Raw genomic sequence first — 25899 nt, 5'->3', positions numbered from 1 at the left:
CGGGATGGCCGCCCCGGCATCTTCAGTTTCAGGCCTTGGCGCGATCCAGCAGGTATTGGGTCAGCAGGGGTACCGGACGGCCAGTGGCGCCCTTGTCCTTGCCGCCGCTGGTCCAGGCCGTGCCGGCGATGTCCAGGTGAGCCCAGTTGAAGTTCTTGGCAAAGCGTGACAGGAAGCAGGCCGCTGTGATAGTGCCGGCTTTCGGGCCGCCAATGTTGGCGATGTCGGCGAACGGGCTGTCCAGTTGTTCCTGGTATTCATCGAACAGCGGCAGTTGCCAGGCGCGGTCGTCGGCGGCCTTGCCGGCGCTGAGCAGTTGCTCGATCAGTTCGTCGTTATTGCCCAGCAGGCCCGAGGTGTGGGAGCCCAGGGCAACGATGCACGCGCCGGTCAGGGTAGCGATGTCGATCACCGCCTGGGGCTTGAAGCGCTCGGCGTAGGTCAGCGCGTCGCACAGCACCAGGCGACCTTCGGCGTCGGTGTTGAGGATCTCCACAGTCTGGCCGCTCATGGTGGTGACGATATCGCCTGGGCGAGCCGCGCCGCCGCTCGGCATGTTCTCGGCACAGGCCAAAATACACACCAGGTTGATCGGCAGCTTGAGTTCCAGCACGGCACGCAGGGTGCCGAACACGCTGGCGGCGCCGCCCATGTCGTACTTCATCTCGTCCATGCCCGCACCGGGCTTGAGGCTGATGCCGCCGGTATCGAAGGTAATGCCTTTACCTACCAGGGCGTAAGGCTTCTCGGACTTCTTGCCGCCGTTGTATTGCATCACGATCAGGCGTGGCGGCTGGTCGCTGCCCTGGCCCACGGCATAGAACGAGCCCATGCCGAGGTCCTTGATCTTCTTCTCGTCCAGCACTTCAACCTTCAGGCCCTTGAACTCTTTGCCCAATGCCTTGGCCTGTTCGCCCAGGAATGTCGGGTGGCAGATGTTCGGCGGCAGGTTGCCCAGGTCGCGAGTGAACGACATACCGTTGGCGATGGCCTGGGCGTGGGTGACGGCGCGCTGGACTTCAGCCTGGGCAGCCTTGATGGTCAGTAGGGTGATTTTCTTCAGGGCGCGAGGTTCGGCTTTCTGGCTCTTGAACTGGTCGAAAATATAGCCGCCGTCCACCAGCGACTCGGCCAGCAGGCGGGTCTTGCCGTAGCTGTCGCGGCCCTTGACCACGATTTCATCGAGCGCCAGCACCGCATCGCTGCCGCCCAGGCCCTTGAGGGTGGTGAGGATACCGCTGACGATCTTGCGAAACGGACGGTCGCCCAGTTCGGCATCCTTGCCCACGCCCACCAGCAAAACGCGCTCGGCTTTAAGGTTTGGCAGGCTCTGCAGCAACAGGCTCTGACCGACCTTGCCGGCCAGGTCGCCGCGCTTGAGCACTGCGCTGATAGCGCCGCCGCTCAGTTCGTCCAGTTGCTTGGCGGCGACGCCGAGTGTGCGGCCTTCGCCGACAGCGACCACGAGGGTGGCGGTTTTCAACGTTTCGGGGCTAACGCTTTTTACAACCAATTCCATTTTCGGGTCCCTTATCAAGGTCTGTGAGCCGGGAGCTTGTACTCCGGCTTTAAAGCTCGGCAGCGTTGTAAACCGCCAGCGACAAAGGCCGCAGTTTGAACCTCGCCAGCGGAGCCTGACAACCCTTGGCGCATGCTTTGTGCGTGCGCATGAGTAAGCTCCGTGACAGGCGCGGTCAATCACAGGATAATGCGCCATCTTTTTAGCCGGCCCGTGGTAAACGGGTCGACTCGGTATGCTTGCTTGTTTGGCCGCCTTAGCCTGACAACCCTGGAGTGTCTGGTTTGATTGTCTTCCGTTATCTGTCCCGCGAAGTCCTGTTGACCCTGAGTGCCGTGAGTGCGGTGTTGCTGGTCATCATCATGAGTGGTCGTTTCGTCAAGTTCCTGGCCCAAGCCGCCGCTGGCGCCCTGGACCCGGGCTCACTGTTCCTGATCATGGGCTACCGGATGCCCGGCATGCTCCAGTTGATCCTGCCGCTTGGCCTGTTTCTCGGCATATTGCTGGCCTATGGCCGGCTGTACCTGGAAAGCGAGATGACCGTGCTGTCGGCCACCGGCATGAGCCAGCAGCGCCTGCTGGCCATGACCATGGTGCCTGCCGCCGGTGTTGCCCTGGTGGTGGCCTGGTTGAGCATGAGCCTGGCGCCCCAGGGGGCCATGCAGTTCCAGCTGCTGCTGAACAAGCAGGATGCGATGACTGAGTTCGACACCCTCGAGCCCGGTCGCTTCCAGTCGCTCAGCGACGGTTCGCGGGTGACCTACACCGAAACCATGACCGACGACCGCTCCAACCTTGGCGGCGTGTTCATCTCCCAGAAGAACCTCGGTCAGAACCAGAAGGATCGGGGTATTTCGATCCTGGTGGCCGACAGCGGTCGCCAGGAAATCCGTCCCGATGGCAATCGCTACCTGATCCTGGAAAACGGCTACCGCTACGACGGCAGCCCTGGCCTGGCGGATTATCGGGCGATCAAGTACGACACCTATGGCGTCATGCTGCCCAAGGCCGAGATCAGTGACGAGGTCACCGACCGCGACGCACTGCCCACCTCATCGCTGTTCGGCAGCCCGGAGTTGCGCTCCATCGCCGAGTTGCAATGGCGCCTGTCCCTGCCGCTGCTGGTGTTTATCGTGACCCTGATGGCCGTGCCGCTGTCGCGCGTCAACCCGCGCCAAGGGCGTTTCCTCAAGTTGCTGCCAGCGATCCTGCTGTACATGGCCTACCTGACCATCCTGATTTCTGCCCGTGGTTCCCTGGAGAAGGGCAAGTTGCCACCGGCCTTGGGCCTGTGGTGGGTGCACGGGGTTTTCCTGATGATCGGCCTGGGGCTGCTCTACTGGGAACCTATCCGTTTGAAAATGAAGAGCCGTCGTGGCCTGAAGGAGTTGGCCCGTGGCTAAGCTTGATCGCTACATCGGCATTAGCGTACTGATCGCCATCCTGGCCGTACTGGGCATCATTCTCGGCCTGGCCTTGCTGTTCGCCTTCATTGATGAAGTGGGCAATGTTACTGACACTTACACAGTCACGGACGTGCTGAGCTACGTCGCACTGACCGCGCCGCGCCGCCTCTACGACATGATGCCAATGGCCGCGCTGATTGGCTGTCTGATCGGCCTGGGTACCCTGGCCAGCAACAGCGAGCTGACCATCATGCGCGCCGCCGGGGTTTCCATCGGCCGTATCGTCTGGGCGGTGATGAAGCCGATGCTGCTGCTGATGGCCTGCAGCGTGCTGATCGGTGAATACGTTGCGCCACCGTCCGAAGCTACCGCCCAGGCCAATCGCGCCCTGGCCCAGGGTTCGGGCGATGCGCAAAGCGCCAAGCACGGCCTGTGGCACCGCCAGGGTGACGAGTTCATCCACATCAACGCCGTGCAGCCGGGTGGCCTGTTGATCGGGGTGACCCGCTACACCTTCGACAAAGAACGGCACATGTTGTCGTCCAGCTTCGCCAAGCGCGCGCAGTACAGTGGCGAGCAATGGCAACTGAGCGACGTCACCACCACGCACTTCCGTAACGTGGGCCAGGGCACCCAGTCCAGCACCGAAGTGGTCAATGTGCCGACCGAGCAGTGGGATATCGCCCTCAAGCCGGAATTGCTCAACACCGTGGTCATGGTGCCGGAAGCCCTGCCGATCTCCGGTTTGTGGAGCTATATCCACTACCTCAAGGAGCAGGGTTTGAACAATGGCCGCTACTGGCTGGCGTTCTGGGTGAAAGTCTTGCAACCGGTGGTTACCGCGGCCTTGGTGTTGATGGCGATCTCCTTCATTTTCGGGCCGTTGCGCTCCGTGACCCTGGGCCAGCGGGTATTCACCGGTGTGCTGGTGGGCTTCACCTTCCGCATCGCCCAGGACTTGCTTGGGCCGTCGAGCCTGGTATTCGGCTTCTCGCCACTGTTTGCGGTGCTGGTGCCAACAGCTATTTGTGCCGTGGCCGGGTTCTGGCTGCTGCGCCGGGCGGGTTGAAGTCGCGCTTATGCACAAAAAATGCCCCGCTCCCGTGAGTGGGGCATTTTTGTTCTGGTCAGCAAAGATGACGTCTGGCCTGAGCATCAGGTACAATTCCCGGCTATTTTTCAGCGGGCAATCTGCCTGCAGCCTTTTTGAGTGTTGATCCGTGAGTGATTTGAGTCATATCCGCAATTTCTCCATCATCGCCCACATTGACCATGGCAAGTCGACGCTGGCCGATCGATTTATCCAGATGTGCGGCGGCCTTGCCGAGCGTGAAATGGAAGCCCAGGTACTGGATTCCATGGACCTCGAACGCGAGCGCGGGATCACCATCAAGGCCCACAGCGTCACGCTGTACTACAAGGCCAAAGACGGCATTACTTACCAACTGAACTTCATTGACACCCCAGGCCACGTTGACTTCACCTACGAAGTCAGCCGTTCGCTGGCGGCCTGTGAAGGTGCGTTGCTGGTGGTCGATGCCGGCCAGGGCGTCGAGGCGCAGTCGGTTGCCAACTGCTACACCGCGATCGAGCAGGGCCTGGAAGTCATGCCCGTGCTCAACAAGATCGACCTGCCCCAGGCCGAGCCTGAGCGCGTCAAGGAAGAGATCGAGAAGATCATCGGCATCGACGCCACCGACGCCGTCACCTGCAGCGCCAAGACCGGCCTGGGTGTCGACGAAGTGCTCGAACGCCTGGTGCACACCATTCCCGCGCCGACCGGCAACTACGAAGATCCGCTGCAAGCGTTGATCATCGACTCCTGGTTCGACAACTACCTGGGCGTTGTTTCCCTGGTACGCGTGCGCCATGGCCGTGTGAAGAAGGGCGACAAGATCCTGGTCAAGTCCACCGGCAAGATCCACCTGGTGGACAGCGTCGGTGTATTCAACCCGAAACACACCGCGACCACTGATCTGAAAGCCGGTGAAGTAGGCTTCATCATCGCTGGCATCAAGGATATTCACGGTGCACCAGTGGGTGACACCCTGACCCTGAGCTCCACGCCAGACGTCGACGTGCTGCCCGGCTTCAAGCGCATCCAGCCACAGGTCTACGCCGGCCTGTTCCCGGTCAGCTCCGATGACTTCGAAGATTTCCGCGAAGCCCTGCAAAAACTGACCCTCAACGACTCGTCGTTGCAGTACACCCCGGAAAGCTCCGACGCCCTGGGCTTCGGCTTCCGTTGCGGGTTCCTGGGCATGCTGCACATGGAGATCATCCAGGAGCGCCTCGAGCGCGAATACGACCTGGACCTGATCACCACCGCGCCAACCGTTATTTTCGAGTTGCTGCTCAAAACTGGTGAAACGATTTACGTCGACAACCCCTCCAAGCTTCCGGACCTGTCGGCCATCGAAGACATGCGCGAGCCGATCGTGCGGGCCAATATCCTGGTACCGCAGGAACACTTGGGCAACGTCATTACCCTGTGCATCGAAAAACGTGGCGTGCAGCGCGACATGCTGTTCCTCGGTACCCAGGTACAAGTGACCTACGATATGCCGATGAACGAAGTGGTCCTGGACTTCTTCGACCGTCTCAAGTCCACCAGTCGCGGCTATGCTTCGCTGGACTACCATTTCGATCGTTACCAATCGGCTAATCTGGTGAAACTGGATGTGCTGATCAACGGCGACAAGGTAGATGCCTTGGCACTGATCGTGCACAAGGACAACGCGCACTACAAAGGTCGCCAACTGACCGAGAAGATGAAAGAACTGATTCCGCGCCAGATGTTCGACGTCGCGATCCAGGCCGCCATCGGCGGGCAGATCATTGCACGGACTTCCGTCAAGGCTCTCAGAAAGAACGTACTGGCCAAATGCTACGGCGGTGACGTAAGCCGTAAGCGCAAGCTGCTTGAGAAGCAAAAGGCTGGTAAAAAACGCATGAAGCAAGTAGGCAACGTGGAAGTTCCACAAGAAGCCTTCCTTGCGGTGCTCAGGTTGGATAGTTAGGTCCTATGTCACTAAATTTCCCGCTGTTGCTGGTCATTGCCGTTGCCGTCTGTGGTCTCCTGGCGTTGCTCGATCTGGTGTTCTTCGCCCCGCGTCGTCGGGCGGCCATCGCTTCCTATCAGGGCAGCGTCAGCCAGCCCGATGCGGTGGTGGTCGAGAAGCTGAACAAAGAGCCCTTGCTGGTTGAGTACGGCAAGTCGTTCTTCCCGGTGTTGTTCATCGTGCTGGTGTTGCGCTCGTTTTTGGTAGAGCCGTTCCAGATCCCTTCGGGGTCGATGAAACCCACCCTGGACGTGGGCGACTTCATCCTGGTGAACAAGTTTTCCTACGGCATTCGCCTGCCGGTGATCGACAAGAAAGTCATCCCGGTGGGTGACCCGCAGCGCGGCGATGTGATGGTGTTCCGCTACCCAAGCGACCCGAACGTCAACTACATCAAGCGAGTCGTCGGCCTGCCGGGCGACGTGGTGCGCTACACCAGCGACAAGCGCCTGTTCATCAATGGTGAGTCGGTGGCCGAGAAGCTGTTGGGCGCCGAGCCGAATACCTTGGGTAGCGCCGAGTTGTACCAGGAAAAACTCGGTGCGGTGGAGCACCAAATCCGCAAGGAAATGAGCCGCTACCGTGCGATGCCGGATGGCCAGTGGAAAGTGCCTGCCGGGCACTACTTCATGATGGGCGACAACCGCGACAACTCCAACGACAGCCGCTACTGGGATGACCCCAACATTCCCAAGGACCTGCTGGGCATGGTGCCCGACGAGAACATTGTCGGCAAAGCCTTCGCGGTCTGGATGAGTTGGCCGGAGCCCAAGCTCAGCCACCTGCCGAACTTCTCGCGGGTCGGGCTGATCAAGTAATACAAGCGGCGCTGTGAACACAGCGCCGAATGCTTTTCTGGGGCTTGGACATTTTCCGATGCCCGGTACCCATCAGGATTTGAATTTGAACACTGCGTCAATCGTCGATGGCCGCCGGTGCCATCAACTAGATATGGATAAACCGTGACCGTTTCTCTAAGTCGTCTCGAGCGTCAGCTCGGCTACACCTTCAAGGACCAGGAATTGATGGTCCTTGCCCTCACACACCGCAGCTTTGCAGGGCGCAATAACGAGCGCCTGGAATTCCTCGGTGACGCTATCCTCAATTTCGCCGCCGGCGAGGCGCTGTTCGAGCGCTTCCCCCAAGCGCGAGAAGGCCAGCTGTCGCGCCTGCGCGCACGCCTTGTGAAAGGCGAGACCCTGGCCGTGCTGGCCCGAGGCTTTGGCCTGGGCGAGTACCTGCGGCTGGGTTCCGGTGAGTTGAAAAGCGGCGGTTTCCGTCGCGAGTCAATCCTGGCTGATGCGCTGGAAGCCTTGATCGGTGCGATCTACCTCGATGCAGGCATGGAGACGGCCAAGGAGCGCGTTGTCGCCTGGCTGGCCTCGGAAATCGAAAGCCTGACGCTGGTAGATACCAACAAGGATCCCAAGACTCGCCTGCAAGAGTACCTGCAGTCCCGCGGTTGCGAACTGCCACGCTACGAAGTGGTGGATATCCAGGGCGAACCCCATTGCCGGGTGTTCTTCGTGGAATGTGAAATCACCTTATTGAACGAAAAAAGCCGAGGTCAGGGTGTGAGCCGTCGTATTGCCGAACAGGTAGCGGCCGCTGCAGCACTGATTGCCCTGGGCGTGGAGAATGGCCATGACTGATTCAACCGCAACACGCTGTGGCTATGTTGCCATCGTCGGCCGCCCGAACGTGGGCAAGTCCACGTTGCTCAACCACATCCTCGGCCAGAAGCTCGCGATCACCTCGCGCAAGCCCCAGACCACCCGCCACAACATGCTGGGCATCAAGACCGAAGGCAACGTGCAAGCGGTGTATGTCGATACCCCTGGCATGCACAAAGGTGGCGAGAAAGCCCTGAACCGCTACATGAACAAGACCGCCTCGGCCGCGTTGAAAGACGTCGACGTGGTGATCTTCGTGGTCGACCGCACCAAGTGGACCGACGAAGACCAGATGGTGCTAGAGCGTGTGCAATACGTGACCGGCCCGTTGATCGTCGCGCTGAACAAGACCGACCGTATCGAAGACAAAGCCGAGCTGATGCCGCACCTGACCTGGTTGCAGGAACAACTGCCGAACGCCCAGATCATGCCGATCTCGGCCCAGCACGGCCACAACCTCGAAGCCCTGGAGCGCGTGATCGCCGGTTATCTGCCGGAAAACGAGCACTTCTTCCCGGAAGACCAGATCACCGACCGCAGCAGCCGCTTCCTTGCCGCCGAACTGGTCCGCGAGAAAATCATGCGCCAGATGGGCGCCGAGCTGCCGTACCAGATCACCGTCGAAATCGAAGAGTTCAAGCAGCAGGGCAAGACCTTGCACATTCATGCGCTGATCCTCGTCGAACGCGACGGCCAGAAGAAAATCATCATTGGCGACAAGGGCGAGCGTATCAAGCGCATCGGCACCGAAGCGCGCAAGGACATGGAGCTGCTGTTCGACTCCAAGATCATGCTCAACCTGTGGGTGAAGGTTAAGGGTGGCTGGTCCGATGATGAGCGTGCGTTGCGCTCTCTGGGCTATGGCGACCTGTAACGGGTTGCACAGTGACTGGCGGGCTTGCTGTGGCGAGGGAGCTTGCTCCCGCTGGGCCGCGGAGCGGCCCCAACAAGGTCGACGAGGTTTTTCAGGTATAACTCGGTGGCTGCTAGAGGGGCTGCTTCGCAGCCCAGCGGGAGCAAGCTCCCTCGCCACACAAGCGCTCTCCTTCTTTAGAGATTCCCCGTCTCATGTCGCAATCCCCACCCCCCAGCCAACCCGCCTACGTCCTGCACAGCCGCGCCTACCGCGAAACCAGTGCGTTGGTGGACTTCCTCACGCCCCAAGGCCGACTGCGTGCAGTCTTGCGCAGCGCACGGGGCAAGGCGGGCACCTTGGCGCGGCCGTTCGTGGCGCTGGACGTGGAGTTTCGCGGCAAGGGCGAGCTGAAAAACGTCGGCCGCCTGGAAAGCGTTGGCACCTCGGCCTGGCTGAATGGCGATGCGCTGTTCAGCGGCCTTTACCTCAACGAACTGCTGATTCGCCTGTTGCCCGCCGAAGACCCGCACCCGGCGGTCTTCGATCACTACGCTGCCACCTTGCTGGCCCTCGCTGAAGGCCGTCCGCTGGAACCGCTGCTGCGCGCTTTCGAATGGCGTTTGCTCGACGACCTTGGCTACGGCTTCGAACTGGCCAACGACTTGCACGGCGAGCCCATCGCCGCCGATGGCATGTATCGCCTGCAAGTCGACGCGGGGCTTGAGCGCGTGTACCTGCTGCAGCCCGGCCTGTTTCAGGGCACCGAACTGCTGGCCATGAGCGAAGCCGACTGGCACGCTCCCGGTGCGCTGTCCGCCGCCAAGCGCCTGATGCGCCAGGCCCTGGCCGTGCACCTGGGCGGGCGGCCGCTGGTCAGTCGCGAGTTGTTTCGAAAGCCCTGACATCCCCGTGTATGCTGTGCACCGATTCTTTCCCTTTTCAGGAGCGCTTCCGTGACCACCAGCAATCGCATTCTTCTTGGCGTCAACATCGACCACGTCGCCACCCTGCGCCAGGCCCGGGGCACCCGTTACCCTGACCCGGTCAAGGCCGCGCTGGACGCCGAAGAAGCGGGCGCCGACGGCATCACCGTGCACCTGCGCGAAGACCGCCGCCACATCCAGGAGCGCGATGTACTGCTGCTCAAGGACGTGCTGCAAACCCGCATGAACTTCGAAATGGGCGTGACCGAAGAAATGATGACGTTCGCCGAGCGCATCCGCCCGGCGCATATCTGCCTGGTACCGGAAACCCGCCAGGAGTTGACCACCGAAGGCGGTCTCGACGTCGCCGGCCAGGAAGCGCGGATCAAGGCCGCGGTGGAGCGCCTGTCGCGGATCGGCAGCGAAGTCTCGCTGTTTATCGATGCCGACGAACGCCAGATCGAAGCCTCACGCCGTGTCGGCGCCCCGGCGATCGAGTTGCACACTGGTCGTTATGCCGATGCCACCACGCCGACCGAAGTGGCCGACGAGCTGCAACGCATCATCGACGGCGTGAACTGCGGGCTCAACGAAGGCTTGATCGTCAATGCCGGCCATGGCTTGCATTACCACAACGTCGAAGCCGTGGCTGCGATCAAGGGCATCAACGAACTGAACATCGGCCACGCCCTGGTGGCGCACGCGTTGTTCGTCGGTTTCAAAGGCGCAGTGGCCGAGATGAAAGCCCTGATTCTGGCCGCTGCCAAGCACTGATAAACAATGAAGATCAATGTGGGAGCTGGCTTGCCTGCGATAGCGGAGCGTCAGTTTACGTATTCGTAGCTGGCCCACTGCAATCGCAGGCAAGCCAGCTCCCACACGATGAGTCTTCGGTGTTTTCAATGTGCGGCAATGCGAAGCCTTACTGTTTAGCCGACGCAGGTGTATCGTATCAGCCCTTTGCGGGCCCTTGGCCTGCGGCAGATACGCGAGGTTGTTGTGTCCCGATCCTTTTCCCGTCGACAAATCCTGGGTGGTCTTGCTGGCCTGGCCGTAGTAGGCGTCGGTGCCGGCGGTGGCTACCGCTACTGGCTGGGGAAAGTCGCTGAGTCCGAGGCGGGGCACGATTACGAGCTGATCGCCGCGCCCCTGGACGTAGAGTTGGTGCCAGGGCACAAGACCCAGGCCTGGGCGTTCGGCCCATCGGCGCCGGGCACCGAGTTGCGGGTGCGCCAAGGCGAATGGCTGAGGGTGCGCTTTATCAACCATCTGCCAGTCGCCACTACCATCCACTGGCACGGCATCCGCCTGCCGCTGGAGATGGACGGCGTGCCCTACGTCTCGCAATTGCCGGTGCTGCCTGGCGAATACTTCGACTACAAATTCCGCGTGCCCGATGCTGGCAGCTACTGGTATCACCCTCACGTGAGCAGCAGCGAAGAACTCGGCCGTGGCCTCGTCGGCCCGTTGATCGTGGAAGAGCGCGAACCCACCGGTTTCCAGTACGAACGCACCTTGAGCCTGAAGAACTGGCACATCGACGAAGAGGGCGCATTTGTCGAGTTCAGCATCCCCCGTGAAGCGGCGCGTGGCGGCACGGCCGGGCGGCTCTCGACTATCAATGGCGTGCCCCAGGCAGTCATCGAGCTACCTGCCGGGCAAATCACTCGCGTGCGCCTGCTCAACCTCGACAACACCCTGACTTATCGCCTCAATATTCCTGGCGTCGAAGCGCAGATCTATGCCCTGGACGGTAACCCCATCGAGCCGCGCCCGTTGGGCAAGGAATATTGGCTGGGCCCGGGCATGCGCATTTGCCTGGCGATCAAGGCGCCACCGGCGGGCGAAGAACTGTCGCTGCGCAACGGCCCGGTGCGCCTTGGCACCTTCCGCTCTGTCGCCAATACCGACGCGCCTACCGCATGGCCACCGGCACTGCCGGCCAACCCGGTTGCCGAGCCAGACCTGGCCAATGCCGAGAAACTCAACTTCAATTTCGAATGGGTCGGCTCGGTGTCGGTCAATGTCGAAAACGGCAAGCCGCCCAGCCTGTGGCAGATCAACGGCCAGGCCTGGGATATCACCGACAAGACCTGCGCCGACCGCCCGATTGCCAAGCTGGAGAAGGGCAAGAGCTACATTTTCGAATTGAAGAACATGACCCAGTACCAGCACCCGATCCATCTGCACGGCATGAGCTTCAAGGTGCTTGCGTCCAACCGCCACAAGGTGATCCCGTATTTCACCGACACCTACCTGCTGGGCAAGAACGAACGCGCCCGCGTGGCTTTGGTGGCGGATAACCCAGGGGTGTGGATGTTCCATTGCCATGTGATCGACCACATGGAAACCGGCCTGATGGCCGCCATCGAGGTGGCGTGATGCGCCAGATTCGCCCCGCCGCGATTATCGACCGCAGCCGCGACCAGGACTTTATGCGCGAAGCCCTGGCGCTCGCCGCCCAAGGCGCTGCATTGGGCGAAGTGCCGGTGGGTGCGGTGCTGGTGCAGGACGGTGAAATCATCGGCCGCGGCTTCAACTGCCCCATCAGTGGCAACGACCCCAGCGCCCATGCCGAAATGGTCGCGATCCGCGCCGCTGCACAAGCGATCAGCAACTATCGGCTGGTGGGCAGCACGCTGTATGTGACGCTGGAACCGTGCAGCATGTGCGCGGGTTTGATCGTGCATTCGCGGGTTGCGCGGGTGGTGTATGGCGCGCTGGAGCCGAAGGCGGGCATCGTGCAAAGCCAGGGGCAGTTTTTTACCCAGGGTTTTCTTAACCATCGGGTGTTGTTTGAAGGCGGGGTATTGGCCGAGGAGTGTGGGGCTGTCCTGAGCGAGTTCTTCAAAGCCCGACGAGCCAAGCCACCACTCTAAAGAACACTGAAATATCAATGTGGGAGCTGGCTTGCCTGCGATAGCAATCTGTCAGTCAGCCCAATATTGACTGACCCGCCGCTATCGCAGGCAAGCCAGCTCCCACCTTTGATCTCCATTTTTTCAGGACGAGAGTGGGGTCATTTACGAGCGATGATCACCGCCCGCATCGGCGCCGGCAGCCCTTCAATGGTCTTGCTGTGATCCTCAGGGTCCAGGAAATCACTCAGCGACTGATACTTCATCCACTGCGTCCCACGCTGCTCCTCAACCGTGGTCACGCTCACATCCACGCACCGCACATCACTGAACCCGGCACGGCGCAGCCATAGCATCAACGCCGGCACCGACGGCAGGAACCACACGTTGCGCATCTGGGCGTAACGGTCTTCCGGCACCAGCACTTGTTGTTCGTCGCCTTCCACCACCAATGTTTCCAACACCAACTCGCCGCCCTTGACCAGGGTGTCCTTCAACGCCAGCAAATGCTCGATGGGCGAGCGGCGGTGGTAGAACACACCCATGGAAAATACCGTGTCAAAGCCTTCCAGGTTCGCCGGCAAGTCTTCGAACGGGAACGGCAAATGCCAGGCCTTGGGCTCGGACAAGTAGCGCTGCACGGCCTGGAACTGGCAGAAGAACAGCCAGTTGGGGTCCACGCCAATCACGCTGTCGGCTCCGGCGCCGAGCATGCGCCACATGTAGTAGCCGTTGCCGCAGCCCACATCGAGGATGCGCTTGCCTTTGAGGTCCAGGTGCGGCGCGACCCGCGACCACTTCCAGTCCGAACGCCATTCGGTGTCCACATGCACACCGAACAGGTGGAACGGGCCTTTGCGCCAGGGGCTTAGCCCCATCAGCGCCGTGTACATCTGTGCGCGTGTGGCGTCGTCGCAATCGGTGTCCAGCGCCAGGCCGTTGAGCAAATCTACGCTGTTGGGCTGGATCTTCGGCAGTGCATCCAAGGCGCTCTGCCAGCGCTCCAGGTCGCCATGGCCTTTTTCCATCTTGCTATCGAGCTGCGCTTGCAGGCCCTGGGCCCACACGGCCAGGGGAGTGCCGACCAGGTGGCGGGCGAGGGGGGACAAATCAATCATGGCAAGGCAATCAACGAGGCAAAGTTAAGACACTGGAACCACGGCACGACTTTCGAGAACCCGGCCGCCAGCAGGCGTTCGCGGTGTTCTTCGAGGCTGTCGGGCTTCATGACGTTTTCGATGGCGCTGCGCTTCTGGGCGATTTCCAGCTCGCTGTAGCCGTTGGCGCGCTTGAAGGCGATATGCAGGTCGGTCAGCAGCGCGTGTTCTTCAACATCGTTGAAGCGCAGCTTTTCCGAGAGGATCAATGCCCCGCCCGGCAGCAGCGCCTGGCGAATGCGGCCAAGCAACGCCAGGCGCTCCTGGGGGGCGATAAATTGCAGGGTGAAGTTCAGGGCCACCACCGAGGCGGGTTTGAATTGCAGGGCGAGAATATCGCCCTCGATCACCTCCACGGGCAGCAACTCCTGGAACATCGAGTCCTGGCCATTGAGGTATTCGCGACAGCGCTCGACCATCGCGGCGGAGTTATCCACGGCGATCACCCGGCAACCCTCGGTGCGTACATGGCGGCGCAGGGCTTGGGTCACGGCACCCAGGGAAGAGCCCAGGTCATACAGCACGCTACCCGGTTGGGCAAATTGCGCGGCCAGCACGCCGAGGTTCTCGACGATGGTGGGGTAACCCGGCACCGAGCGCTTGATCATGTCCGGGAACACCCGCACCACATCCTCGTTAAAGGCGAAGTCCGGCACCTGGGGCAGGGGCTGGGCGAATAGGCGATCGGGTTCTTTGCTCACGGCTGTTCCGGCGACGGTGGGGGAAAGGCCGGCATTTTAGCCAAGTTGGCCCTCGGATGCGCGGGTTGTCTGATGGAAAGCCGAGGCGGTGATGCCCCACTGCCCGAGCCAGTAGGTGGCGATCAGCAAATACGGCGCTGCCTCGAACGCCAGCACAAACCGGTTGATGCCGATCAGTGCGTCGGAAACCACAAACGACACCGCACCCGCCGCCGCCAGCCACGCTGAACGCTTGGGCCCCTCGCTGCCCAGTCGCGCCAGCGCGCGCCAGAGCATGGCACTGATCACCAGTGCGTAAACCACCACCGGTATCAGCAATTCACCGAGGCCGTGGGAGATCAGGATGCTCAGCAAGATTGCGCCTACGCCGAGGGCCAGCACCAGCGGCAGCAGCGCCAAGCGCCGACAGTCACTGAAATAAGCTTTGAGATAGGCCAGGTGCGCGAACAGAAACGCGCCCAGGCCAAAGATAAACAAGTCGCCTGGCCAGGCGAGCAACACGTCGCCCACCAGGGAAAAAATCAACCCCAGGCTGATCCAGCGTCGATACTCGGTGGGCGGCGCGTCATGCAGCCAACCCAGCAGTGCCAGCACCGGCAGTGGCTTGACCAGCAGGCACAGCAGCGTCGCATGGGTCGCCAGGCCATAGACAAAGGTGCCGGCGCCCATCAAGGCAAGGATCAGCCATGGCATATCAGTTCACCGTAATGGCGCAGTCAAAGGTTTCGGCAGGTTCGGCCTCCGGCTCCCAAGGTTGCTGGGATGTCAGGCGCAAACGCCCTTGCCCTGCGGCAAACGCCTGGAAGCGCCAGGTGGACTGGCCGCCACCGCCGATCACGCCGGACTCGGTGCTGCTGTAGACCTCGGGGCTCAAGGCGCGCAACACGCCGCCCGCGGAGTCCTGGATGGCCCAGCGGTAACCGGTGGTGGGGTTGCTGGGCAGGGTGAGGATCAGGTTTTGCCCGTTTTTAAGCTGGAGCGGGCAGGCGCTCTGGTTGTCCACGCTGACGTTTTGCTTGGGGGCACTGGCGCATGCGGCCAGCAAGACAAGGCTCAAGGGAAGAAGCAGGCGGGCAGCGGTCATGAAGGCTCCGTTAATACACGACGAAGGGGGAGCATAACCGAAGATGAGACAAGGTGTGACAAGAGGCGGGCGGTATGGCGGCTGGCGCCATCGCGGGCAAGCCCGCTCCCACACTTGACCGCGTTGTCATTAACAACACTGATCCCTGTGGGAGCCGGGCTTGCCCGCGATAGGGCCAGTCCAGGCGCTGGAGATCTATCAGAAGAGCACCTTCGCCACATCCGCAAACCGCTTGGCAAAGTGCACCGTCATCCCTTCCTTCAAATAGTCCGGCAACTCTTCAAAGCTGCCACGGTTGGGCTCCGGCAAAATCAACTCGTGAATCTTCTGGCGCCGCGCCGCAATCACCTTCTCGCGCACCCCGCCAATCGGCAGTACATGCCCGGTCAAGGTCAGTTCGCCGGTCATCGCCACGCCTTTTTTCGGCGGTTGGTTGCGGGCCAGGGACAGCAACGCACTGGCCATGGTCACGCCGGCACTCGGGCCGTCTTTGGGGGTGGCGCCTTCTGGCACGTGCAAGTGCACGAAGGCTTCGTCGAAGAACTTCGCATCGCCGCCAAACGACTTCAGGTTGGAACTGATGTAGCTGTAGGCGATTTCGGCGGACTCTTTCATCACTTCACCCAACTGCCCGGTGAGCTTGAAGCCGCGGTTGAGCGTGTGGATGCGCGTCGCTTCGATCGGCAAGGTGGCGCCGCCCATGCTGGTCCACGCCAGGCCGGTAATCACGCCGGTGCCGGACAGCACTTGCTCATTACGGAATACCGGCATGCCCAGGGAACTTTCCAGGTCCTTGTTGCCGATCTTGATCACTGAGTCCGGCTCATCCAGCAGTTTTACCACCGCCTTGCGCACCAGCTTGCCCAGCTGTTTCTCCAACTGACGCACGCCGGCCTCTCGCGCATAACCGTCGATCAAGGCGCGCAAGGCACCGTCGGTGATGGTCAGGCTGTTTTTGGCCACGCCGGCTTTTTCCAACTGCTTGGGCCACAAGTGACGCTTGGCGATGGCGACTTTTTCTTCGGTGATATAGCCCGACAGGCGAATCACTTCCATGCGGTCCAACAACGGGCCCGGGATCGAGTCCAGGGTGTTGGCGGTGCACACGAACAGCACTTTGGACAGGTCCAGGCGCAGGTCCAGGTAATGGTCGAGGAATTCGACGTTCTGTTCCGGGTCCAGGGTTTCCAGCAGCGCCGACGCCGGGTCGCCCTGGAAGCTCTGACCCATCTTGTCGATCTCGTCGAGCATGATCACCGGGTTCATCACTTCCACGTCTTTCAACGCCTGCACCAGCTTGCCGGGCAGGGCGCCGATGTAGGTGCGCCGGTGGCCCTTGATCTCGGCCTCGTCGCGCATGCCGCCAACACTGAAGCGATAGAACGGCCGCCCCAGGGATTCGGCGATGGACTTGCCCACACTCGTCTTGCCCACGCCCGGCGGGCCTACCAGCAATACGATGGAACCGGCGACTTCGCCCTTGTAGGCGCCCACGGCGAGGAATTCGAGGATGCGGCTCTTGATGTCATCCAGGCCCGCATGGTGCTTGTCGAGCACTTTGCGCGCGTGCTTGAGGTCGAGTTTGTCTTCCCCGTACACGCCCCACGGCACGGAAGTGGCCCAGTCCAGGTAGTTGCGCGTGACGGCGTATTCCGGCGAACCGGTTTCCAGGATCGACAGTTTGTTCAGTTCTTCATCAATGCGTTTTTTCGCTTGCGCCGGCAACACCTTGCCTTGCAGGCGCTGTTCGAACTGTTCGACGTCGGCGCTGCGATCGTCCTTGGTCAGACCCAGCTCCTGCTGGATGACCTTGAGTTGTTCCTTGAGGAAGAACTCCCGCTGGTGCTCGCCGATCTTGCGGTTCACTTCGGCGGAGAGTTCTTTTTGCAGACGCGCGACTTCTACCTCTTTGCGCAGCATCGGCAGCACTTTTTCCATGCGCTTGAGCATGGGCACGCAGTCCAGCACTTCCTGCAGCTCATTACCTGTCGCCGAGGTGAGAGCGGCGGCAAAGTCGGTGAGCGGCGACGGGTCGTTGGGGCTGAAGCGGTTGAGGTAGTTCTTCAACTCTTCGCTGTACAGCGGGTTGAGGGGCAGCAGTTCCTTGATCGCATTGATCAGCGCCATGCCGTAGGCCTTGACCTCATCGGTCGGCTCGCTGGGCTGGTGCGGGTATTCGACTTCCACCAGGTAAGGTGGGCGGTGGTGCTTGAGCCAGGTCTTGATGCGCACGCGGGTCAGGCCCTGGGCGACGAACTGCAGCTTGCCGTTCTCGCGGCTGGCGTGGTGCACCTTCACCAGGGTGCCGTACAGCGGCAGGGCGGAGGTGTCGAAGTGCCGTGGGTCTTCGGGCGGCGTGTCCATGAAAAACAGCGCAAGGGAATGGTGGTCGGATTTGCTCACCAGCTCCAGGGTTTCGGCCCAGGGTTCTTCATTGACGATCACCGGCAACACTTGTGCCGGGAAAAACGGCCGGTTGTGGATCGGGATGATGTAGACCTTGTCCGGCAGGTTTTGCCCAGGCAGGGCCAGGCCAGTATTGGACGAGGGGGCTTCAGCGTTTTCGGGGTCGGCGTAATCGTTGAGGTCGTAATCTGGAAATTCTTGCTGGTCGCTCATGGGGCACCTGCATCAGTAAGTATGCAGGTTAGATGGGGCGGGGTTGCGGTGGTTTCAATGGGGGGGCGTCGTTAGCAACAATTTGCATGAAATAACGGGAGAGTTGCGGTCAACGTACTTTACCCCTGAGCTTTTCGAACTGATCGTCAATAATGTGACGGCTAGACCCAGCTTTTATTGGGTTTACTTATCCCCAGTCCCAGCTAACCTGCTTTAATAAAATTCCCCATAAAAAAGGATGTTTTTTTGACGCCGGTTAGCAGTCGGCAGGGACGCGTATGACACAAGGAAAGCACGGCCAAGAGCGACGAGCGCGGCCCGAGGGCGCGGCCATGCACTGGCGCCACACGTTTCAGACCCGCATAGCCGGGGTGCTGGCGCTGTTGTTGCTGGTGGTCGTGGCCGCCACCTATTTTGCCGTGCACACTGCCACCACCCGTGCGGTGGAGAACCAGGCCGACGTACAGTTGAACACCGGGCGGCAGGTGTTCGAGCGCCTGCTGGACCTGCGCGGGCGGCGCTTGCAGTACGGGTTGGACTGGCTCACCGCCGATGGGCCGTTCAAGCAGGCGGTGGCCGGCGGCCGGACGGTGCCGATCCTGGAGGCCTTGGGCACCCATGGCACCGGGGTCAGTTCCAGCGAGGTGGTGGTGCTGGGCCTGGATGACAGGGTCATGGTCAGTACCCTGCTGGTGCAGACGCGGGGCCAGTTGTTCCCGTATGCCGATGCCTTGCGCAAGGCGCGGCGCAGCGGCCAGCAAATGTTGATCGTCGCCATGGCCGGGCGCCCCTATTTGCTGGTGCAAAAAGATGTGCTCGGGCCTGTGCCGATCGCACGCGTGGTCATGGGCTTTCCCATGGACACGCAATTCGCCCATGAACTGCGCTCCATGAGCAACCTGGAGGTGTCGTTCCTCAGTGTGCAAGACGGCCATCTCGGTCAGTTGTTCACCACCCACCCTGGCAATTGGCGCCCAAGCATTATCAACCTCTTGCATGGCACGCAGGTCGATCCTGAGGCGAAGATCCAGCTGTTCCATGGCCAGCGTGTGCTCAGCCAGGTGTTGCCCCTGGCCAACAGCGGCGAAGGCGATGAAGTGCGCGTGTTGCTGCAAAGCCCGCTGGACCATGCGCTGGAATCCTTCGCGCCGCTGGACCGGCAGTTCATGGGGATTGCCCTGGCGGTGCTGCTGGTCTCGCTGGCGGTGGCATTATTCCTGGCGCGGCGCGTGTCACGCCCGCTCAATGCGCTGGTGCAAGCCGCTGAACGGATCGGGGCCGGTGACTACCGCACCCCGGTGCGGGTGCGCAGCCACGACGAGTTCGGCCTGCTGGCGCGTGCGTTCAATGCCATGCAAAGCGGCATCGCCCTGCGCGAACGGCAACTGGCCCACAATGCCTTGCATGACCCGCTCACCGGATTGCCCAACCGTGCCCTGGCCATGGAGCGCCTGGGCAGTGCGATCAGCGCACGGCGGTCGGTGGTGTTGCTGTACGTGGGGATCGAAAACTACCGGATCATCAGCGAAGGGTTTGGCCCCGAAGGTGTCGAGCACATGTTGTGCGAGGCCAGCCGCTGCTTGTCCAGTAGCCTGTTGGCCAGCGACACCGCGGCGCGCATTGCCGGCAGTGAGTTTCTGTTGTTGCTGGAAAACACCGAGATCGACTGCGCCGTGGCCCGCGCCGACCAGTTGCATGGGGCGTTGACCGAACCCCTGCGCATCGGCAATGACGAAGTGCGCCATGAGGTGAGCATCGGCATCGCCGCGTACCCTGCCGATGGGCAGCAGGTGGAAGAGTTGATCAACCGCGCGGCCATCGCCCGGCACGACGCGGCCAACCTGCCGGGGCATTTGCAGATCTACCAACCGGACCGCGACCTCGCTCACCAACGCCAGATCACCCTGATTCGCGACTTGCGCCGCGCCGTGATCGAAGGCGAGTTGTTCCTGTGCTACCAGCCCAAGCTCGACCTGCGGCACGGGCACGTGAGCCAGGCCGAAGCCTTGCTGCGCTGGCAACACCCGACGCTGGGGCAAGTGTCTCCCGGGGAGTTCATTCCTTTGGCCGAACGCACTGGCAGCATGGGTGCCCTGACCCTGTGGGTGATCGAGGAAGCCATCCGCCAGATTGCCGAATGGGCACAGCGTGGGCTGGTTATCCAGCTGTCGGTGAACATCTCCGTGAACGACTTGGCGGATGATGACTTGGCGATTCGCGTCACTGCGCTATTGGCTCAATACCATGTGGGCGCCGAGCATTTGATTTTTGAAATCACCGAGAGCGCCATCATGCACAACCCGCAGCAGGCCCTCAGCGTGCTGGAGCAGCTGCGCAATTGCGGGATCAGCCTGTCGGTGGATGATTTCGGCACCGGTTACTCCTCCCTCGCACAGTTGCAGCGCCTGCCGGTACAAGAGCTGAAGATCGACCAGTCCTTTGTGCGCAACCTCGACAGCACCAGCGGCGACGGGGTGATCGTGCGCTCCACCATCGAGATGAGCCATAGCCTGGGGCTCAAGGTGGTGGCCGAGGGCGTGGAGTTCGAACACAGCCTCACCTTGCTCAAACGCTGGAGCTGCGACACGGCCCAGGGCTACCTGATCAGCCGGCCGCTCAATGCCACGGCGTTCGAGCGGTGGATGCGGCGTGAGCGGGTGCCAACCTAGACAGTTTAACTGTGGCGAGGGAGCTTGCTCCCGCTGGAGTGCGAAGCGCTCCCAGGATTTTGGGGCCGCTGCGCAGCCCAGCGGGAGCAAGCTCCCTCGCCACAGGGGGGCTACTTTGGCAGCGTTCAAGCGACCAGGGCTTGCAATCGCACCCACAACCTTTGGACATGCTGACGCTCGGTGCCCAGCGCGCCGATGGACACCCGCACCATCCAGCGCTCATCGAGGATGGCGGGTGTGACGTAGGCATCGCCTGACTGGTTGAGTTTTTCTGCCCAGGCTCGCGTGTGATGATCCAGTGCCTGGCCTTCCAAACCCGGCGGCTCATGGCGAATGCACAGGGTTTGCAAGGCGGGCGTGGCCACCAGCGTCCAGTGTTCGCTGGCTTCGATCTGCTCTGCCAGCCAGCGCGCATTGACCAGGTCTCGACGCAACCGTGCTTGCAGGCCGCTGACGCCTTGCTCGCGTATCAGGAACCACAACTTCAAGGCGCGGAAACGGCTGCCCAGGGAGATCCGCCAGTCACGGTAGTTTCTGACTTGGCCGTCTGCGCTGGACTGCAGGTAACTCGGGTTGGTGGTCATGATGCGAATCAAATGCTCGGGGTCGCGCACGAAGTACACCGAGCAATCGAAGGCCGCGCCCAGCCATTTGTGCGGGTTGAGCACTAGCGAGTCAGCCTTTTCGATGCCATCCCACAAGGCCCGGCATTCCGGCAGGATCATTGCGGCGCCGGCCATGGCCGAGTCCACATGCAGCCACAGGCCGTAGCGTTGGGTGAGGTCGCCAATGGCCGCCAGAGGGTCGATCGCCATGGCAGCCGTGGTGCCGGTGGTGGCAATCACCACGCAGGGCGTGTTGCCGGCGGCCAGGTCCTGTTCGATGGCGTGCGCCAGTGCCTGGGGCGACATCGCATTGTGTGCGTCGGTGGCGATGGTGCGGATATGGTTCTGGCCGAACCCGGCCAGGATCGCCGCTTTGTTGACCGAGCTGTGGGCATGGGCTGAGGTGTAGACGATCAGGGGCGCGCCACTGTTTTGCAGGCCGTTGTGCATCAGCGCGTAATCGGAGCTGCGTTCCCGGGCGCTGATAAGCGCCACCAGCGTGGAGGTGGACGCAGAGTCCTGGATCACACCGCTCCACGTGTTGCCCAGGCCGAGCATGTCGCGCAGCCAGTCAGTGGTGACTTCCTCTATTTCGGTGAGGGCCGGGCTGGATTGCCAGGACAACCCAATCACACCCAGGCCGGTGCTCAGGCAATCGCCCAGCACTGAGGACAGTTCCACATTGGAAGGGAAGAACCCGAAGAAACTGGGATGCTGCCAATGCAGCAAGCCGGGCATGATCAGTTTTTCGACGTCGCCCATGATCTGTTCGAACGGTTCGGCGGTTTCAGGCGGGCTGACCGGCAGGGCGGCTTTGATCTCGCCAGGTTGGGTGGTGGGCTGCACGCCGCGTTGTTCGATGTTCTGTCGGTAGTCTGCAATCAGGTCGATCATGGCATAGCCATGTTGGCGGAATTCTTCGGGGGTCATAGGTAAACGTCCATGTGCACGAGCAATAAAAGTATTAGCACCAGAAGTAAAACGGTTCACCGGGGGTATAGCCGATAAACGACTGCATGCTGACGCGTTTTCCCGAATCGAACCCGCAGATGGCGTGGGGGCGGCGGGTATTGATGAGCACCAGTTCGTTCTTGCGTGGGCGGATGCGCAGCGGTTTTTGTAAACACTCTTCGGGCAGTTGGGCACCTTCGAAGCGCTTGACCTCATCATAGCTAAAGGCTTGGGTATCCCAGATGATCAACTCGCCCCCCGAAGGCGGTGTTTGCAGGTAGATATTGGCGCTGAATTGATGCTGCAGTTCAGCGATTGTGCGGGGCAGGCAATCCACATGGGGCACCGTTTCCGAGAGGTGCGCCGTCTCCGGGAACATGACGCGGATGATCCCGCAAAACATCGGTCGGCCCTGGAACGAAGCGGCTGTTGCACCTTGCGGCCAGAGCGCCTGGAACTGTTCCATCAGCTGTTGAATGGGCGGTTTTTGCGGCGCACAGAGGCTGTCGATAAGGCCGCGCATACGGGCCGCGTCTGCATAATATTTTTCTTGGGCATCACCGCCGGCGGCCTTACCGTACGTGGAATTGAACGGGGTGCCCCAGCGATGCACGCCATAGAAGTGCTGAACGACGCGGCCCGCTTCGTAGGTTTCATGGCCGTAGTGTTCCAGCGTGGCGGTATCGTCGATGGCCTGAATCAACCGTGCGCTGGTGGTTGCGTTGGCAAATTCAGGTACCCGAATGGCAAGCACTTGGCCACTGATGAGTTTTTTCAAACTGGCAGTATTGAGGTGTTCAAGCTCCAGGATTTTTGTGGGGGTGGAAAGAATCGGTTTTGTAGCGACATGGTCCGTCATGCAGTGAAGCTCCCTTTAAAGTTTTATCCGTACGCTTTTGTATTACGCAGGGCGTATGCACTAAATTAGTTTTAAAGGGTTGAGGGGAAACCACGGGGGCATTTTCAGCAGGCAAAAAAAAGCGGCTGCCCATCCGGGCAGCCGCTTTTTTGTACCGCCAGCGTTGCTTAATCTGGCAGTTTGAACGCCATTACATAGTCACCCTGCTTGGTCCCCAGGGAGCCGTGACCGCCCGCCATGACCAGCACGTATTGCTTGCCGTCCTTGCCGGTGTAGGTCATCGGGGTGGTTTGCGCGCCTGCAGGCAGGCGGCCTTCCCACAATTGCTTGCCGTTTTTCACGTCATAGGCACGCAGGTACTGGTCCAGGGTACCGCTGAGGAACGCGACGCCACCGGCGGTGGTGAACGTACCACCCAGGCTAGGCACGCCCATGGTCAGTGGGATTGGAACCGGCGAGCTGTCACGCACGGTGCCGTTCTTGTGCATCCAGATGGTCTGGTGGGTGGTCAGGTCGACCGCCGCCACGTAGCCCCAGGCCGGTGCCTGGCACGGCAGGCCCATCGGCGACAGCAGTGCTTCAAGGATCACACCATACGGGGCGCCTTTGTTCGGCTGCACGCCTTCGGTTTCGCTGACGCGTGGGCCTTGCTTGGCAATGTCGGCAGCCGGGATCAGCTTCGATTTGAACGCCATGTAGCTTGGGTTCACGAAGGCGATCTGGCGTACCGGGTCAACCGAGATACCGCCCCAGTCGAACACGCCGAAGTTGCCTGGGTACACGATCGAACCTTGCAGGGACGGCGGCGTGAACGGGCCGTCGTAGCGCATGGATTTGAAGTCGATCCGGCACAGCATCTGGTCGAACGGTGTCACGCCCCACATGTCGCGCTCTTTCAACGGCGGCGGCATGAAGTTCAGGTCGGACTTGGGTTGGGTCGGGGAGGTGCGGTCGCCCGCCACTGCGCCCTGTGGCACCGGGATTTCATTGACCGGCACCACTGGCTGGCCCGTGGCGCGGTCCAGCACGTAGATGCTGCCTTGCTTGGTCGACGCCATCACTGCCTGCTTCACGCCCGCAGCGGTCTTGATGTCGATCAGCGAAGGCTGGCCGCCCACGTCCATGTCCCACAGGTCGTGGTGGGTGAACTGGAAGGTCCACTTCACGTGGCCGGTGTCGATGTCCAGGGCGGTCAGGCCCGCGGCATATTTCTCGGACTCATCGGTACGGTCGCCGCCGTACTGGTCGGGCATCTGGTTGCCCATCGGCAGGTAGAGCATGCCGAGTTTTTCATCCACGGCGAACATGGACCACATGTTCGGCGAGTTGCGGGTGTAGGTCTTGCCCTCGGCCAACGGGGTGGTGTCGTCCGGGTTGCCGCTGTCCCAGTTCCACACCAGCTTGCCGGTGTGCACGTCGAACGCGCGGATCACGCCGCTTGGCTCGTCGATGGAAACGTTGTCGGTCACGTGACCGCCGATCACGACCAGGTTCTTGGTCACGGCCGGTGGCGACGTGGAGTAGTAACCGCCTGGGGCGAAGCTGCCGATGTTGGCGCGCAGGTCGACCTGGCCTTTGTCACCGAAGTCTTCGCACATCTTGCCGGTGTCGGCGTTCAGGGCGATCAGACGGGTGTCGGCAGTCGGCACGAAGATACGTTTCGGGCAGGCATTCGGTGCGGCGGCCGGGCTGGCGCTGCCAGTCGGGCTCTGCTCGGAAGCGTAGGCAACGTCATCGTGGTACGACACGCCGCGGCAGGTCATGTGCGCCCAACCTTTGAAGCTCTCAGCACCCTGGGTGGTGATCTTCGGGTCGAAACGCCAGATTTCCTTGCCGGTATCCGGGTCCAGGGCAATCACTTGGCTGTGCGGTGTGCACACGTAGAGCATGCCATTGACTTTCAGCGGGGTATTTTCCGCGGTGGTTTCACCGGGATCGCCTGGGCCAGGGATGTCGCCCGTGCGATAAGTCCACGCCGGCACCAGCTTATGGGCGTTCTCCGGGGTGATCTGTGCCAGTGGCGAATAACGATCACCAAAGGCCGAGCGGCCATAGGAGTTCCAGTCGCCATCGGCCTGGGTTGGCGCAGCACTGGCCATGCCCGGCACCGCGTCGCGGTCCAGTTGGCCGGTCTTGACCATTTCACCTGGGTTGGTGAATTGGCTGGCCAGGGCAGTAGCGCCCGCCAGCACCACGGCAACGCTCAGCGCGCCAGTGCCCAGCGGTGCGGCTTGGCCACGCAGCAACGGACGACGAAACCACGGCAACAGCATGACGATGCCCAAGGCGAACAGCAGGGCCAGGCGCGGTACCAACTGCCACCAGTCCAGGCCGACTTCCCACAGGGCCCACACGGTGCTGGCGAACAACACCAGTGCGTACAAGCCCAGCGCGGCGCGTTGGGTGGCCAGCAGCAGCACGCCGGTCAGGGTGATGCCGATACCGGCCAGCAGGTAGTACAGCGACCCGCCGAGCATGCTCAGCTTGACACCGCCAGCCAGCAAGGCCAGCCCCATGATCAGCAGCAAGACGCCTAGCAGCCTGGGCAACAGGCGGCTTGGGCTTGAGGCACCATCAGTGCTCATAGTGTGTTTCTCCGTTACGTTGGAATTATGTAACCCCGTGCTTCACTCACTGTAGATGACGATTCGGCTCGGGCTTGGTTCATCGTTATTTTTGGTTTTTTCTGTGGATAACGTGGTTATCCACAGGCGGGCAATCAATCCCCTGGCGCAGGTCGATTCAAGACAGCGCTGTCTTTGTGCAGGAAGAGATTCGGCAAAGGGAGTCGACCGGGAGGTGAAGCGTTTCAGATTGTTGCGAAGGATAATGCGGCGGGGCGTTTTGAGAAAGGGTGAATCGCAAGATGCATCATTTCAGTTTTGGTAACAGTGACAGATAGTCGCTGCAATACCGATCAGTCACGCGAACGCAATGCTCAACGCGACGACGATCAA

The 25899-nt window shown here is 61.3% G+C and carries 20 protein-coding genes; 11 read left to right on the top strand and 9 right to left on the bottom strand.

Annotated features, from left to right (window positions below; all coding sequences use genetic code 11):
- Positions 1-28: 28 nt before the first annotated feature.
- Complete coding sequence (locus tag GIV35_RS11645; RefSeq protein WP_034128658.1) at positions 29-1519, bottom strand: leucyl aminopeptidase; 1491 nt, start codon at positions 1517-1519, stop codon at positions 29-31.
- 284 nt (positions 1520-1803) lie between these two features.
- On the opposite strand from GIV35_RS11645, the gene lptF reads away from it, so the two are divergent.
- From lptF to tadA, 10 genes are all read left to right on the top strand, one after another.
- Positions 1804-2922, top strand: coding sequence for an LPS export ABC transporter permease LptF (lptF, locus tag GIV35_RS11640; protein ID WP_034128657.1), 1119 nt, complete (start codon positions 1804-1806; stop codon positions 2920-2922).
- Positions 2915-3994, top strand: coding sequence for an LPS export ABC transporter permease LptG (gene lptG, locus GIV35_RS11635; RefSeq protein ID WP_105225871.1), 1080 nt, complete (start codon positions 2915-2917; stop codon positions 3992-3994). Before lptF ends, lptG begins: the two co-directional genes overlap by 8 nt.
- Positions 3995-4145: 151 nt before the next feature.
- A complete protein-coding gene (gene lepA / locus GIV35_RS11630; protein WP_032877619.1) occupies positions 4146-5945 on the top strand; it encodes a translation elongation factor 4 in 1800 nt (599 codons plus the stop codon).
- A 5-nt stretch (positions 5946-5950) separates the two neighbouring features.
- A complete protein-coding gene (lepB, locus tag GIV35_RS11625; RefSeq protein ID WP_003188855.1) occupies positions 5951-6805 on the top strand; it encodes a signal peptidase I in 855 nt (284 codons plus the stop codon).
- A 144-nt stretch (positions 6806-6949) separates the two neighbouring features.
- Positions 6950-7639, top strand: a complete 690-nt coding sequence (gene rnc / locus GIV35_RS11620; RefSeq protein WP_003188856.1) for a ribonuclease III — start codon at positions 6950-6952, stop codon at positions 7637-7639.
- Entirely contained in the window at positions 7632-8534 is a 903-nt protein-coding gene (era, locus tag GIV35_RS11615) for a GTPase Era (protein WP_005785147.1), read from the top strand. Before rnc ends, era begins: the two co-directional genes overlap by 8 nt.
- Before the next feature lie 194 nt (positions 8535-8728).
- Positions 8729-9418 carry a DNA repair protein RecO gene (gene recO, locus GIV35_RS11610; protein ID WP_034128656.1) on the top strand — a complete coding sequence of 230 codons (690 nt, stop codon included), beginning with the start codon at positions 8729-8731 and terminating at the stop codon, positions 9416-9418.
- A gap of 51 nt (positions 9419-9469) precedes the next feature.
- Positions 9470-10213: a pyridoxine 5'-phosphate synthase gene (pdxJ, locus tag GIV35_RS11605; RefSeq protein ID WP_054921124.1), complete on the top strand. Its 744-nt coding sequence runs from the start codon at positions 9470-9472 to the stop codon at positions 10211-10213.
- Positions 10214-10438: 225 nt separating this feature from the next.
- Positions 10439-11821, top strand: a complete 1383-nt coding sequence (locus GIV35_RS11600; protein ID WP_089041325.1) for a multicopper oxidase family protein — start codon at positions 10439-10441, stop codon at positions 11819-11821.
- A complete protein-coding gene (gene tadA / locus GIV35_RS11595) occupies positions 11821-12318 on the top strand; it encodes a tRNA adenosine(34) deaminase TadA (protein WP_069558076.1) in 498 nt (165 codons plus the stop codon). The genes GIV35_RS11600 and tadA overlap by 1 nt, the downstream gene beginning before the upstream one ends.
- Positions 12319-12458: 140 nt before the next feature.
- Here the strand turns inward: tadA and cmoB are convergent, their stop codons facing one another.
- From cmoB to lon, 5 genes are all read right to left on the bottom strand, one after another.
- Positions 12459-13415: a tRNA 5-methoxyuridine(34)/uridine 5-oxyacetic acid(34) synthase CmoB gene (cmoB, locus tag GIV35_RS11590; protein ID WP_236264805.1), complete on the bottom strand. Its 957-nt coding sequence runs from the start codon at positions 13413-13415 to the stop codon at positions 12459-12461.
- Entirely contained in the window at positions 13412-14155 is a 744-nt protein-coding gene (gene cmoA, locus GIV35_RS11585) for a carboxy-S-adenosyl-L-methionine synthase CmoA (protein WP_014717080.1), read from the bottom strand. The genes cmoB and cmoA overlap by 4 nt, the downstream gene beginning before the upstream one ends.
- 36 nt (positions 14156-14191) lie before the next feature.
- The gene (locus tag GIV35_RS11580) at positions 14192-14848 is read right to left on the bottom strand and encodes a lysoplasmalogenase (protein WP_105225872.1); all 657 of its coding nucleotides are present in this window, start codon (positions 14846-14848) and stop codon (positions 14192-14194) included.
- A 1-nt stretch (position 14849) separates the two neighbouring features.
- Positions 14850-15239, bottom strand: a complete 390-nt coding sequence (locus tag GIV35_RS11575; protein ID WP_057976107.1) for a protease inhibitor I42 family protein — start codon at positions 15237-15239, stop codon at positions 14850-14852.
- A gap of 198 nt (positions 15240-15437) precedes the next feature.
- Positions 15438-17858, bottom strand: a complete 2421-nt coding sequence (gene lon / locus GIV35_RS11570; protein WP_105225874.1) for an endopeptidase La — start codon at positions 17856-17858, stop codon at positions 15438-15440.
- A gap of 332 nt (positions 17859-18190) precedes the next feature.
- Here lon and GIV35_RS11565 point away from each other — a divergent pair, with 332 nt between their 5' ends.
- Positions 18191-20527 (top strand): putative bifunctional diguanylate cyclase/phosphodiesterase, encoded by a 2337-nt coding sequence (locus tag GIV35_RS11565; RefSeq protein WP_236264806.1) that lies wholly within the window; start codon positions 18191-18193, stop codon positions 20525-20527.
- Positions 20528-20652: 125 nt separating this feature from the next.
- On the opposite strand, the gene GIV35_RS11560 is transcribed toward GIV35_RS11565, so the two are convergent.
- From GIV35_RS11560 to GIV35_RS11550, 3 genes are all read right to left on the bottom strand, one after another.
- Positions 20653-22062: a pyridoxal phosphate-dependent decarboxylase family protein gene (locus GIV35_RS11560; RefSeq protein WP_236264807.1), complete on the bottom strand. Its 1410-nt coding sequence runs from the start codon at positions 22060-22062 to the stop codon at positions 20653-20655.
- Between the two features lie 34 nt (positions 22063-22096).
- Positions 22097-22942 carry a 2OG-Fe(II) oxygenase gene (locus GIV35_RS11555; RefSeq protein WP_105225877.1) on the bottom strand — a complete coding sequence of 282 codons (846 nt, stop codon included), beginning with the start codon at positions 22940-22942 and terminating at the stop codon, positions 22097-22099.
- A gap of 167 nt (positions 22943-23109) precedes the next feature.
- A complete protein-coding gene (locus tag GIV35_RS11550) occupies positions 23110-25527 on the bottom strand; it encodes a glucose/quinate/shikimate family membrane-bound PQQ-dependent dehydrogenase (protein ID WP_236264808.1) in 2418 nt (805 codons plus the stop codon).
- Positions 25528-25899 lie beyond the last annotated feature (372 nt).

The organism is Pseudomonas sp. PA-1-6B, from assembly GCF_021609545.1.
Taxonomy (GTDB): domain Bacteria; phylum Pseudomonadota; class Gammaproteobacteria; order Pseudomonadales; family Pseudomonadaceae; genus Aquipseudomonas; species Aquipseudomonas fluorescens_BV.
The sequence above is the reverse complement of the archived record's forward strand: the minus strand, read 5'-3'. Positions and strand labels throughout refer to the sequence as shown.

Coding starts and splice junctions, on each gene's coding strand:
- GIV35_RS11645 (WP_034128658.1), bottom strand. CDS start 1,519: ATGGAATTGGTTGTAAAAAGCGTTAGCCCCGAAACGTTGAAAACCGCC.
- era (WP_005785147.1), top strand. CDS start 7,632: ATGACTGATTCAACCGCAACACGCTGTGGCTATGTTGCCATCGTCGGC.
- GIV35_RS11555 (WP_105225877.1), bottom strand. CDS start 22,942: ATGACGGACCATGTCGCTACAAAACCGATTCTTTCCACCCCCACAAAA.
- GIV35_RS11550 (WP_236264808.1), bottom strand. CDS start 25,527: ATGAGCACTGATGGTGCCTCAAGCCCAAGCCGCCTGTTGCCCAGGCTG.
- tadA (WP_069558076.1), top strand. CDS start 11,821: ATGCGCCAGATTCGCCCCGCCGCGATTATCGACCGCAGCCGCGACCAG.
- GIV35_RS11580 (WP_105225872.1), bottom strand. CDS start 14,848: ATGCCATGGCTGATCCTTGCCTTGATGGGCGCCGGCACCTTTGTCTAT.
- lepB (WP_003188855.1), top strand. CDS start 5,951: ATGTCACTAAATTTCCCGCTGTTGCTGGTCATTGCCGTTGCCGTCTGT.
- GIV35_RS11575 (WP_057976107.1), bottom strand. CDS start 15,239: ATGACCGCTGCCCGCCTGCTTCTTCCCTTGAGCCTTGTCTTGCTGGCC.
- GIV35_RS11560 (WP_236264807.1), bottom strand. CDS start 22,062: ATGACCCCCGAAGAATTCCGCCAACATGGCTATGCCATGATCGACCTG.
- GIV35_RS11565 (WP_236264806.1), top strand. CDS start 18,191: ATGCACTGGCGCCACACGTTTCAGACCCGCATAGCCGGGGTGCTGGCG.
- cmoB (WP_236264805.1), bottom strand. CDS start 13,415: ATGATTGATTTGTCCCCCCTCGCCCGCCACCTGGTCGGCACTCCCCTG.
- recO (WP_034128656.1), top strand. CDS start 8,729: ATGTCGCAATCCCCACCCCCCAGCCAACCCGCCTACGTCCTGCACAGC.
- lon (WP_105225874.1), bottom strand. CDS start 17,858: ATGAGCGACCAGCAAGAATTTCCAGATTACGACCTCAACGATTACGCC.